At 69.6% G+C, this 11664-nt stretch carries 10 protein-coding genes and 1 pseudogene; 9 read left to right on the top strand and 2 right to left on the bottom strand.

Annotation, left to right across the window (positions count from 1 at the left end; all coding sequences use genetic code 11):
* Positions 1–2 precede the first annotated feature (2 nt).
* Entirely contained in the window at positions 3–3053 is a 3051-nt protein-coding gene (gene uvrA / locus OG780_RS30955; protein ID WP_328453702.1) for an excinuclease ABC subunit UvrA, read from the bottom strand.
* 223 nt (positions 3054–3276) lie between these two features.
* Here uvrA and OG780_RS30950 point away from each other — a divergent pair, with 223 nt between their 5' ends.
* From OG780_RS30950 to OG780_RS30915, 8 genes and pseudogenes are all read left to right on the top strand, one after another.
* Positions 3277–3966, top strand: coding sequence for a maleylpyruvate isomerase family mycothiol-dependent enzyme (locus OG780_RS30950; RefSeq protein WP_328453700.1), 690 nt, complete (start codon positions 3277–3279; stop codon positions 3964–3966).
* Between the two features lie 9 nt (positions 3967–3975).
* Complete coding sequence (locus OG780_RS30945) at positions 3976–4626, top strand: MBL fold metallo-hydrolase (RefSeq protein ID WP_328453698.1); 651 nt, start codon at positions 3976–3978, stop codon at positions 4624–4626.
* 627 nt (positions 4627–5253) lie between these two features.
* Positions 5254–6552 carry a cation:proton antiporter gene (locus OG780_RS30940; protein WP_328453696.1) on the top strand — a complete coding sequence of 433 codons (1299 nt, stop codon included), beginning with the start codon at positions 5254–5256 and terminating at the stop codon, positions 6550–6552.
* Positions 6549–6707, top strand: coding sequence for a PAS domain-containing protein (locus tag OG780_RS30935; RefSeq protein ID WP_328453694.1), 159 nt, complete (start codon positions 6549–6551; stop codon positions 6705–6707). Before OG780_RS30940 ends, OG780_RS30935 begins: the two co-directional genes overlap by 4 nt.
* 144 nt (positions 6708–6851) lie before the next feature.
* Positions 6852–7037 (top strand): annotated as a pseudogene (locus tag OG780_RS30930) (MBL fold metallo-hydrolase); the annotation flags it as partial.
* Positions 7038–7303: 266 nt separating this feature from the next.
* Complete coding sequence (locus tag OG780_RS30925) at positions 7304–8188, top strand: ABC transporter substrate-binding protein (RefSeq protein ID WP_328453692.1); 885 nt, start codon at positions 7304–7306, stop codon at positions 8186–8188.
* Positions 8185–9111 (top strand): amino acid ABC transporter permease, encoded by a 927-nt coding sequence (locus OG780_RS30920; RefSeq protein WP_328453690.1) that lies wholly within the window; start codon positions 8185–8187, stop codon positions 9109–9111. The genes OG780_RS30925 and OG780_RS30920 overlap by 4 nt, the downstream gene beginning before the upstream one ends.
* Entirely contained in the window at positions 9108–9875 is a 768-nt protein-coding gene (locus tag OG780_RS30915) for an amino acid ABC transporter ATP-binding protein (RefSeq protein ID WP_328453688.1), read from the top strand. Before OG780_RS30920 ends, OG780_RS30915 begins: the two co-directional genes overlap by 4 nt.
* A gap of 120 nt (positions 9876–9995) precedes the next feature.
* Here OG780_RS30915 and aroQ read toward each other — a convergent pair whose 3' ends face one another.
* Complete coding sequence (gene aroQ / locus OG780_RS30910) at positions 9996–10469, bottom strand: type II 3-dehydroquinate dehydratase (RefSeq protein ID WP_328453686.1); 474 nt, start codon at positions 10467–10469, stop codon at positions 9996–9998.
* Positions 10470–10570: 101 nt separating this feature from the next.
* Between aroQ and OG780_RS30905 the strand changes: the two genes are divergently transcribed.
* Positions 10571–11617 (top strand): S66 family peptidase, encoded by a 1047-nt coding sequence (locus tag OG780_RS30905; RefSeq protein ID WP_328453684.1) that lies wholly within the window; start codon positions 10571–10573, stop codon positions 11615–11617.
* Positions 11618–11664: the final 47 nt, after the last annotated feature.

Genomic DNA, 11664 nt, shown 5'->3' with positions numbered 1-11664 from the left:
GGTCAGGCCTTTCGGGCCCGCGTGGTCTTCTTCTCGGGGGTCACCTTCTTGACGGCCGCCTTCGTGGCGGTCTTCTTCGCAGTGGCCGCCTTCTTTGTGGCCGTGCTGTTGACGGTCTTGGTGGCCATCTTCCTCGCCGTCGTCCCGGCGGCGACCGTCTTCTTGGCGGCCGTCTTGCGCGGGGCCTTCACGGGAGCGGCGTCGCTGATCCTGTCGGCGCCGAGGATCTCGCGCAGGAACTTGCCCGTGTGGCTGGCCGGAACGCCGGCGACCTCCTCGGGGGTGCCCTCGGCGATCACGAGACCGCCGCCGTTGCCGCCCTCGGGTCCCATGTCGATGACCCAGTCCGCGGTCTTGATGACGTCGAGGTTGTGCTCGATGACGATGACCGTGTTGCCCTTGTCGACCAGACCGGACAGCACCGTGATGAGCTTGCTGATGTCCTCGAAGTGCAGTCCGGTGGTCGGCTCGTCGAGGACGTACACGGTGCGGCCGGTGGAGCGCTTCTGGAGCTCGCTGGCGAGCTTGACGCGCTGCGCCTCACCGCCGGACAGCGTCGGCGCGGACTGGCCGAGCCTGACGTAGCCGAGGCCGACGTCGTTGAGCGTCCTGAGGTGACGGGCGATCGCCGGCACGGCCTCGAAGAAGCCGAGCGCCTCCTCGATCGGCATGTCCAGGACCTCGGAGATGGACTTGCCCTTGTAGTGGACCTCCAGGGTCTCCCGGTTGTAGCGCGCTCCGTGGCAGACCTCGCAGGGGACGTACACGTCCGGCAGGAAGTTCATCTCGATCTTGATGGTGCCGTCGCCGGAGCAGTTCTCGCAGCGGCCGCCCTTGACGTTGAAGGAGAAGCGGCCGGGCAGATAGCCCCGCACCTTCGCCTCGGTGGTCTCGGCGAACAGCTTGCGGACATGATCGAAGACACCGGTGTACGTCGCCGGGTTGGAGCGGGGCGTGCGGCCGATGGGCGACTGGTCCACGTGCACGACCTTGTCGACGAGGTCGTCGCCGTCCACGCGCGTGTGGCGCCCCGGCACGTTCCTCGCGCCGTTCAGCTCACGGGCCAGGTGCGTGTACAGGATGTCGTTGACCAGTGTCGACTTGCCGGAACCCGAAACGCCGGTGACGGCGGTGAGGACGCCCAGCGGGAAGGACACGTCGATGTCCTGGAGGTTGTTCTCGCGGGCGCCGTGCACCGTGAGCCTGCGGCCCGGGTCGGCGGGACGGCGGACGTCCGGGGTCGGGATCTCCTTCTTGCGCGACAGGTACTGGCCGGTCATCGACTCGGGGTTGGCGAGCAGTTCCTTCAAGGGGCCGCTGTGCACGACCTTGCCGCCGTGCTCGCCCGCGCCGGGGCCGATGTCGACGACCCAGTCGGCGACCTTGATGGTGTCCTCGTCGTGCTCGACGACGATGAGCGTGTTGCCCATGTCGCGGAGGCGGACGAGGGTCTCGATCAGCCGGTGGTTGTCACGCTGGTGCAGACCGATGGAGGGCTCGTCGAGGACGTACAGGACGCCGACGAGTCCGGAACCGATCTGGGTGGCCAGACGGATGCGCTGGGCCTCGCCGCCGGAGAGGGTACCGGCCGCGCGGTTCAGCGACAGATAGTCGAGGCCCACGTCGACCAGGAAGCGCAGCCGTTCGTTGACCTCCTTCAGGACGCGCTCGGCGATCTTCTTGTCGCGCGCGTTGAGCTTCAGCTTCCCGAGGAAGTCCGCGCAGTCGCTGATGGACATGGCGGCGACCTCGGCGATGGACTTCTCCATGACCGTGACCGCCAGGACCAGCGGCTTCAGCCGCGTGCCCTGACAGGTGGGACAGGGCACCTCGCGCATGTAGCCCTCGAAGCGCTCGCGGCTGGCGTCGCTCTCGGACTCGCTGTGGCGCCGCTTGACGAAGGGGACGGCCCCTTCGAAAGGCGTGGTGTACACGCGCTCGCGTCCGTACCGGTTGCGGTAGCGGACCTCGATCTGCGTCTTGTGGCCGTAGAGCAGGGCTTTCTTGGCGCGCTGCGGCAGCCCGGCGAAGGGGATGTCGGTCCGGAAGCCCAGCGCGTCCGCGAGGGCGCCGATCAGCCGGCCGAAGTAGTCCTTGGTGTGTCCGTGCGACCAGGCGTGGATGGCGCCCTCGTCGAGGGACTTGTCCTCGTCCGGGACGATCAGCTCGGGGTCGACCTCCATCCGCGTGCCGATGCCCGTGCACTCGGGGCAGGCGCCGAACGGCGAGTTGAAGGAGAAGGAGCGGGGCTCCAGCTCTTCGAAGGACAGATCGTCGTACGGGCAGTACAGGTGCTCCGAGTACATGCGCTCGCGCTCGGGGTCGTCCTCGGGGAGGTCGACGAAGTCGAGCACGACCATGCCGCCGGCCAGGCCGAGGGCGGTCTCCACGGAGTCGGTGAGACGGCGCTTGGCGGAGTCCTTCACCGTGAGACGGTCGATGACCACCTCGATGGTGTGCTTCTCCTGCTTCTTCAGGGTCGGCGGCTCGCTGAGCTGGATCGTCTCGCCGTCGACCCGGGCACGGCTGTACCCCTTGGTCTGGAGGTCGGCGAAGAGGTCGACGAACTCTCCCTTGCGCTCGCGCACCAGCGGCGACAGGACCTGGAAGCGGCTCCCCTCCGGGAGCTCCAGCACCTTGTCGACGATGGCCTGCGGCGACTGGCGCGTGATGGGACGGCGGCACTCGGGGCAGTGCGGCTTGCCGATGCGCGCGAACAGCAGCCTCAGGTAGTCGTAGACCTCGGTGATGGTGCCGACCGTCGAGCGCGGGTTGCGCGAGGTCGACTTCTGGTCGATGGAGACGGCCGGGGAGAGACCCTCGATGAAGTCCACGTCCGGCTTGTCCATCTGGCCGAGGAACTGCCGGGCGTACGAGGACAGGGACTCCACGTAGCGCCGCTGGCCCTCGGCGAAGATCGTGTCGAAGGCGAGGGAGGACTTGCCCGACCCCGACAAGCCCGTGAAGACGATGAGCGAGTCGCGCGGGAGGTCGAGCGAGACATTCTTCAGGTTGTGCTCGCGCGCTCCACGGACGATGAGACGGTCGGCCACGCCGGTCCGTACCTTTCTTCAGAGAAGTGACAGGGGCCGCGGGCCCCCGTCATCTCAGACTAGGGCGAGCCACTGACAGCGCCGGTTGCTTTCGCTGGTTCACAACAATCCCGGGCCATCCAGCATGCCCGACGCCACCGTCGAGCCTATAGCACGCGCATTCGATTTACGGGGGTGGCCGACCAGCTTCACCCGATCGTGTGGCGGGGCTAGGGTCGACCTCATGATGGATCATGTGCGCGACCTGGCGTCTGTACGTGACGCGACGGAACGACTGCTCACCGCGGTCACCAAACTGGACAACGCCGCCGTGGCCGAGCCGTCACGGCTTCCCGGCTGGAACCGCGGGCATGTGCTCGCCCACCTGTCCCGCAACGCCGACGCCCTGGTGAACGTCCTGGAGGGGCGTCCCATGTACGCCTCCGCGAGCACGCGGGACGCCGACATCGAACGGGACGCGCCGCGCCCCCTGGAGACCCAGCTGGCGGACCTGAGGGAGAGCGGGGCCCGCTTCCTTCGGACGGGAGCCGCCCCCGCGGACTGGTCCCGCACGGTGGCGCTGCGCAACGGGGTCACCGACTCCGCGGCCCGGGTGCCGTTCCGGCGCTGGGTCGAGGTCGACCTGCACCACGTGGATCTGGGCATCGGGTACGAGCTGGAGGATCTGCCGGAGGAGTTCGTGACCCGGGAGATCGACTTCCTCGCGGAGCGGTTCGCCGGCCACAAGGACGTGCCCTCCACGGCACTGGACGCCGGAGACGGCCGGGAGTGGACCACGGGCGGCGGCGCCGAGGGCGGACCGGTCGAGGTCCACGGCCCGGCGGCCGATCTGCTCGGCTGGCTCTGCGGCCGCCGCGACGGCTCCGGGCTGACGGTACGCGGCGGCCCGCTTCCGGCGCTGCCTCCGCTATAGGCTGCCGTCATGACGTACAGCGGAGCGGTGACGGTCGGCGGCCCGGCCGACGTGCACGAGCTGCAGGACCTGATGATCTCCAAGGTCGCGGTCGGCCCCATGGACAACAACGCGTATCTGCTGCGCTGCCGGGCCACCGACGAGCAGCTTCTGATCGACGCGGCGAACGACGCCTCGACACTGCTCACCCTGATCGGCGACGACGGCATCGCGTCCGTCGTGACCACCCATCAGCACGGCGACCACTGGCAGGCGCTGACCGAGGTCGTGGCCGCCACGGGCGCGCGCACCTACGCGGGCAGGGACGACGCGGACGGCATCCCGGTACCGACGGACGTCCCCCTCCAGGACGGCGACACGGTCAAGGTCGGCAACGTGGAACTCACCGCACGCCACCTGGTCGGGCACACGCCGGGCTCGATCGCCCTCGTCTACGACGACCCGCACGGTCACCCGCACGTGTTCACGGGCGACTGCCTCTTCCCGGGGGGTCCTGGACGGACAACACGCCCCGAGGACTTCAAGTCGTTGATGTCGGGCCTGGAGGCGAAGGTCTTCGTGCTCCCGGACGAAACCTGGATCTACCCGGGCCACGGCAACGACACCACCCTCGGCACGGAGCGGCCCCACCTCGCGGAGTGGCACGCACGAGGCTGGTAACCGTCCAACGTCGACCGGTTCTGTACGGCCGGGCCGCACCCGTGCGTCAGCGATGACGAAGGCTGGTAGCGCCTCGCGGCGGAAGGGGCGGGGCTTACGGTCCGAAGGCGATCGTGACTGTTCGTGTCGCTGACGTCAGCGTGACGGAGGACGCCCCCAGCGAGACGCGCATGCACATGGCCCGCCGGTAAAAGGGCCCCGCAGGCCGGGCCTGCCGCTGGTCAGCCGACGCCGTCCAGCAGCAGGCCCGGCCGGATGTCGAACCACGCGCGCTCCTGCCGCCAGGCCTGGGCGGCGCCGACCAGCAGCCGGGCTCAGCCCGTCAATGGTGAGCGATCTCCACCGGTGGCCGTTCGGGATGTCCACCAGCGCCTCGACGCACTCCTCCTGCGGCACGTGTCGGCGTCCCTCGTCCGGCCCGGTGCGACCACCGCTCGTTGAGCCGACCGGGCCGAGCTGAACGGGTTCGGAGCGGGGTTCCCCTGGGCCCGCCCGACAGCGCCATAGGGTCAGACTCCGCATCCCTGCGCGAGGCAGGACGGCATCCCTGGGAGACCCGGCATGCTGCCGCCCGCCCCCTGGCGCGGTCGCCCCGGCGACGACAGGTGCCTGGTGTGAGGAGTACGGATGAACGGCTGGGCCGTCATGGTCGCCGGGGCTGTGGTCGTCGGATACGGGGCGCTCTCCCGGCGCTTGTCAACCACGGTGCTCTCGGGACCGCTGGTGTTCATGCTGTGCGGGCTGGCGATCGGCCCGCTGGGCCTGGACCTGCTGGACCGGGCGAAGGATCCCGAGGTCACGCGGACACTGCTCGAAAGCGCACTGGTACTCCTGTTGTTCGCGGACGCGGCGGGGATCAGGTCCCGGGACCTGCGCCGGGAGGAGTTCCTGCCGCTGCGGCTGCTCGCGGTCGGCCTGCCGGCCACGATCGCTCTGGGATGGCTGGCGGCCTGGCCCCTGTTGCCAGGCCTGGGCGTGTGGGAGCTGGCCCTGGCCGCCGTCATCCTCGCGCCGACGGACGCCGCGCTCGGGCAGCAGGCCTTCTCCAACAAGCGGGTGCCCCCGCTGATCCGCGGCGGCCTGACCATCGAATCCGGTCTGAACGACGGCCTGGCCCTGCCGTTCTTCGTCCTGGCACTCGCCGCGGCGGGCGAGGGCCACGGCCATCCGGGCGTCGCCGACACGTTCCTGCGCGCGTTACTGCTGAGCAGCGTGATCGGAGTCGCGGCCGGCTGGGGCGGGGCGAGCCTGTTGCGCTGGTCGCTCATGAGGGGATGGAGCAGCTCCGACTGGCGACAGTTCCTGGTACTCGTCGTCCCGGTCATCGCATACGTCCTGTGCGCCGTGAGCGAGGGCAGTGGCTTCATCGGTGCCTGGGTCGCCGGTCTGGCCTTCGGCATCCACCTGCGCCGCACCCCCGCCGGTCTGGGCGTCCGTCCTGAGGACGCGGATCCCGCGCAGAGCACCAGCTTCACCGAACGCCTCGGCCTCCTGCTCGCCTCGCTCAGTTTCCTCGTCTTCGGCGCGGTCATCCTGGGACCGACACTTGAGCACCTGACGTGGCGCGTGGTCGTCTACGCGCTGCTCAGCCTGACTGTCATCCGGATGCTGCCCGTCGCACTCGCCCTGGCCGGCACCGGCCTGCGCCCCGCCTCCGTCGCGTACATCGGCTGGTTCGGCCCGCGGGGGCTGGCTTCCCTGGTGTTCGGCCTGCTCGCCCTGGAAGAACACCTGCCCGGGGGGACCTTGCTGAGCGAGGTCATCGCCGTGACCGTGGGCCTGAGCATCATGCTCCACGGAGCCTCGGCTCCCTTCCTGGGCGACCGCTACGGCGCATGGTTCACCAGGACCCTCCGCGTCACGCCAAACCTGCGGGAAGACGCACTCGCGGACCACGGGGCCCCACGCCGGGAAGGTGGAGTATGAGCACTTCCGACATCGACTTCGAGTCGGTCTTTCACGCCCTGCCAGGCGCCGTCGCCCTGCTCGGCCCGGACCTGGTGTTCGCCGACGCCGACAAGGCCTACCTGTCGCTGTCCGGCCGCACTCGTGAGGAGGTGATGGGCCGCTACCGGCTCTGACCGGAGTTCCGTGATGGTCGATCTGCAAGGTTGACGCGGCCTTCGACGATGCCTGAGCTCCAGTGGAGGGTGAGGTCTGCGGTGACGGCGTCGAGGCCCTGTCGGAGGAAGCCGGCGAAGCCGCTGATGCTCTGACCGCATAGGTTCCCCGGGGGTGTGGGCAACACGCGCAAGAACCCGGAGGCCTTCGCCCGTCTCATCCACGACGTCGAGACGAGGATCTTCGACGTACTGCCGGACGAGACGTGGGTGTACCCCGGCCACGGCAACGACACGACGCTGGGCGTTGAGCGCCTGCATCTGCCGGAGTGGCACGCGCGAGGTTGGTGAACGTGAGAGCGACCGGCACTCGGGGCGCGGCACCTCGGTCACGCCCCGAGTGAACCGGGCAGCCCACACGCGGGGCACCTCACCCCGCACCGCGTGAACGGAGTGCCGTGCACGCCCGCGCGAAACGGACGACCGCGTCGGGTGCGTCGGGTGCGTCGGAGGGTTGTGACGCAAGTGTTCACGGGACTGCAACACACGTTCCCACCATGCGGACAATTACCGCTGTGACCTGGACAAACGACCTGGTTCGCTGCCACTCTCCCGCCATGCATCGACCCCAACGCGCCCTGCGCCGTGCCGCGTCCGCCGGAACCGTCGCCCTGCTCGCCCTCGCCGTGGGCTGTGCCCCGCAGCCCGAGGACAAGGCATCCGGCAAGGCTTCCGGGAGCACCGCCGAGACCTGCGCCAAGGGCTCGTTGAGCACCCAGGCCGCGGGCAAGCTCACCATCGCGACCGACGAGCCCGCGTACGAGCCGTGGTTCAAGGACGACAAGCCCGCCAACGGCAAGGGCTTCGAGTCGGCGGTGGCGTACGCCGTGGCCAAGCAGCTCGGCTACGCCGACGGCGATGTCGTCTGGCAGAGCGTGCCGTTCAACAAGGCCTTCGCGCCCGGTGCGAAGAGCTTCGACTTCGACATCAACCAGGTTTCGATCAGCGCCGAGCGCAAGAGGGCCGTGGACTTCTCGTCCGGCTACTACGACGTGCGCCAGGCCGTCATCGCGCTGAAGAACTCCAAGGCGGCCAGGGCGACGAGCCTCGCGGACCTCAAGGACCTGAAGCTGGGCGCGCAGGTCGGCACCACCAGCCTGAACTACATCGACGACGTGGTGAAGCCGGACCAGAAGGCGGCCGCCTACGCGAAGAACGACCAGGCCAAGTCCGCGCTGAAGAACGGCCAGGTCGACGCCATCGTCACCGACCTGCCGACCGCCTTCTACATCACGGCCGCCGAGGTGACCGACGCGAGGATCGTCGGACAGTTCGAGAACCAGGGCGGTACGCCCGAGCAGTTCGGACTCGTCCTCGACAAGGGCAGTGCCCTGACCTCCTGCGTGACGAAGGCCGTGGACGCCCTGCGCGCGGACGGCACGCTCGCGAGGATCGAGAAGCAGTGGCTGTCCGAGGCCGTCGACGCCCCGGTGCTCAAGTGACGGCGACGAAGGAGGAGTCGGGAGAGGACGCCGCCGACGGAGAGATGCCCGGCGGCGACACCACCGACGGGCACGAGGCGTACGTCCCCTCGCCGCGCAGGATCGAGCGTGAGCGCCACCACCGCCGCCGGGCCCGCCGGTCGGCGGCGCTGGCCGCGCTCTCCACGCTCGTCACGGCCGTGGTGCTGTACCTCGTCGTCGTCGACGCGCCGGGCTGGCCGCGCACGAAGGAGACGTTCTTCGACGCGTCGTTCGCGCGTGAGGCGTTCCCGAAGGTCCTCGAAGGCCTGTGGCTGAACCTCCGGCTCTTCGTGGTGTGCGGCGTCGTGGTGCTGGTGCTCGGCACGCTGACAGCCGTGGCGCGTACGCTGCGGGGACCGATGTACTGGCCGGTGCGCGCCCTCGCCACCGCGTACACCGACTTCTTCCGCGGTCTGCCGCTGATCATCTGTCTGTCGATCGTCGTGTTCGGGGTACCGGCGCTCCAGTTGCAGGGCGTCACCAACGACCCCGTCCTGCTCGGCGGTGCGGGACTGGTGCTGACGTACTCGGCGTACGTCGCCGAGGTCGTCCGCGCCGGCATCGAGTCCGTGCACCCCTCGCAACGGGCCGCGGCACGTTCACTGGGCCTCACCACGCGGCAGACCCTGCGCCATGTGGTGCTGCCACAGGCCGTCCGCCGCCAGGTCCCGCCGCTCCTCAACGACATGGTGTCCCTGCAGAAGGACACCAGCCTCGTCTCGATCGGCGGCGCGGTGGAGGCGATGCGCTCCGCGGACATCATCGTGGGCCGCAGCCTCAACTACACGGCGTACATCGTCGCGGCGCTGCTCTTCGTGGCCCTGACCATCCCCATGACGCGCTTCACCGACTGGGTCACCGCCCGTATGGACCGGCGCCGCAGCCAGGGAGGCATCGTATGAGCCAGGCCCCCGTCCCCGACGGCCCGATGCTGCGGATGGAGTCCGTCCGCAAGACCTTCGGCGAGTCGGTCGTCCTGCGGAACGTCGACCTGGAGGTCGCCCCGCACACCGTGACCACGCTGATCGGCGCCTCCGGCTCCGGCAAGTCCACGCTGCTGCGCTGCGCCAACCTCCTGGAGGAGATCGACGACGGCGCGATCTGGCTGGACGGCGAGGAGATCACCGACCCGCGGGCCGACCAGGACGCGGTGCGCCGGCGGATCGGCGTCGTCTTCCAGGCGTACAACCTCTTCCCTCACATGACCGTCCTGGAGAACATCACCCTCGCCCCGCGCCGGGTGCACGGCGTGAGCCGCGCGGACGCCGAGGCACACGCACGTGAACTGCTCGAACGGCTCGGACTCGGCGCCAAGGCGGCCGAATATCCGGACAGGCTGAGCGGTGGCCAGCAGCAACGGGCCGCGATCGTCCGCGCCTTGGCGGTGCGCCCCAAACTGCTCCTTCTGGACGAGATCACCGCCGCCCTGGACCCCGAACTGGTGGGCGAGGTGCTGAACGTCGTCCGTGACATGAAGGCGGACGGCATGACCATGGTCCTGGCCACCCACGAGATGGGCTTCGCCCGTGAGGTCTCGGACCAGGTCTGCTTCCTGGAGGGGGGCGTGATCCTGGAGCGCGGCACGCCCGAGCAGGTCTTCGGGGACCCGCGGCAGGAGCGCACCCGGCGCTTCCTCAGGCGGATCGTGGAGGCGGGACGCCTGTGAAGCCCGGGCGCCCGTGACCCTCGGACGCCCGGGGCCGGGCGGACTCGGAGCCGGGGACGGTTTCCGGCGGGCGCGAAGTCGGACGTCCGCGGCCTCGACTGTCCGCCCGGCGAGCCGTGGTCAGGTGTCCGCGCGCCCCGTTCCCGCGAGCGCCGCCACCCGCTCCACCCCGAACGCGTACCCCTGCACGCCGCAGCCCGCGATGACCCCGTCGGCACGCAGCGAGACGTACGAGTGGTGCCGGAACTCCTCACGCTGGTGGATGTTGGAGATGTGGACCTCCACCACCGGAAGTCCGTCACAGGTGTTGAGCGCGTCGAGGATGGCGACGGAGGTGTGCGAGTAGGCGGCCGGGTTGATGACGATCCCCGCGTGATTCCGGCGGGCCTCGTGGATCCAGTCCACCAGCTCGCCCTCGTGGTTGGACTGCCGGAAGTCCACCGTGCCACCGTGTGCGGCCGCCGCCTTGGCGCACAGCGCCTCGACGTCCGCCAGCGTGTCGGAACCGTAGATCTCCGGCTGCCGCTGCCCGAGGAGGTTCAGGTTGGGGCCGTTGAGAATCATGATCGGGGCGTTGGCGAGGGTGCGGGGCACGTTTCCTCCGGTCCTTCGGGTCTGCCGGCCCGTCAAGGACCGCTGCTCGGAACCGGTTTATCACGATGCACCGAAAGGGTGACGGCTCGTACGCTCTCGCCATGACGACGCCCGCGTACCCTCCCAAGCCCGTACCCGGCGACCGGATAGCCGTGATCTCGCCGTCCAGCGGCCTGCCCGGCCTCCTGCCGCTCCCGTACGAACTGGGCCTGGAGCGGCTGCGCAAGGAGTTCGGCCTGGAACCGGTCGAATACCCGTCGACCCGGAGGATGGGGTCGACGCCGCGGGAGCGGGCCGACGACATCCACGCCGCGTTCGCCGATCCGACGGTCAAGGCGGTCATCGCGTCCATCGGCGGCGACGACCAGATCACCGTGCTGCCGCTGCTGGACCGCGTGTTGATCCGGGCGCATCCGAAGCCGTTCTTCGGATACAGCGACAACACGAACCTCCTCGTCCACCTGTGGAACGCCGGGATCGTCGGCTATCACGGCGCGACGGTCATGTGCGAGCTCGGCAGGCCGGGTGCCATGGACCCGCTGACCGCGGAATCGCTGCGGGCCGCCCTGTTCACGTCCGGGCCGTACGAGCTGCGTCCCGCCGGCCGTTTCCGCGAGGTGGACGTGCCGTGGGAGGCGCCGGAGAGCTTCCTCGCCGAGCCGCGGACCGGGCCGGGCACGGGGTGGACCTGGATCCGTCCGGACAGGGTGGTCGAGGGCCGCTCCTGGGGCGGCAACATCGAGATCCTGTCGTGGCTGCTGATGGCCGACCGGGAGATCGCCCGTGATCCTTCCGTGTACGACGGTCACGTGCTCTTCCTGGAGACCTCGGAGGACATGCCCGGGGCCGACGACGTCTTCTGGATCCTGCGCGCGATGGGCGAGCGCGGCCTGCTGCGGCGCTTTCCGGCCCTCCTGATGGGCCGCCCGAAGGCGTGGTCGTTCAAGCGGCCCCTCGAACCGGAGGCCAGGGCCCGTTACGCCCGCGACCAGCGCGAAGCGGTCCTCCGGGCCGTCGGCGTATACGCCCCGGACATGATGGTCGTCCTCGATGTGGATCTCGGTCACACCGATCCGCAGGTCGTCATCCCCTATGGAGGGATCGTCCGGGTCGACGGCCCGGCCCGGCGCATCACCGTCACCTACTGACGCACGCCGCGCTCCCGTACGCCCCCGTAACCACTGGTCACTGTGGG

The organism is Streptomyces sp. NBC_00386, from assembly GCF_036063235.1.
Classification (GTDB): Bacteria; Actinomycetota; Actinomycetes; order Streptomycetales; family Streptomycetaceae; genus Streptomyces.
This window is presented reverse-complemented; position numbering and strand designations above follow the sequence as displayed.

Excerpts from the sequence above, each read along its gene's own strand:
- OG780_RS30950 (WP_328453700.1), top strand. The coding sequence starts at position 3,277 with ATGATGGATCATGTGCGCGACCTGGCGTCTGTACGTGACGCGACGGAA.
- OG780_RS30940 (WP_328453696.1), top strand. The coding sequence starts at position 5,254 with ATGAACGGCTGGGCCGTCATGGTCGCCGGGGCTGTGGTCGTCGGATAC.
- OG780_RS30915 (WP_328453688.1), top strand. The coding sequence starts at position 9,108 with ATGAGCCAGGCCCCCGTCCCCGACGGCCCGATGCTGCGGATGGAGTCC.
- OG780_RS30925 (WP_328453692.1), top strand. The coding sequence starts at position 7,304 with ATGCATCGACCCCAACGCGCCCTGCGCCGTGCCGCGTCCGCCGGAACC.
- OG780_RS30935 (WP_328453694.1), top strand. The coding sequence starts at position 6,549 with ATGAGCACTTCCGACATCGACTTCGAGTCGGTCTTTCACGCCCTGCCA.
- OG780_RS30945 (WP_328453698.1), top strand. The coding sequence starts at position 3,976 with ATGACGTACAGCGGAGCGGTGACGGTCGGCGGCCCGGCCGACGTGCAC.
- OG780_RS30905 (WP_328453684.1), top strand. The coding sequence starts at position 10,571 with ATGACGACGCCCGCGTACCCTCCCAAGCCCGTACCCGGCGACCGGATA.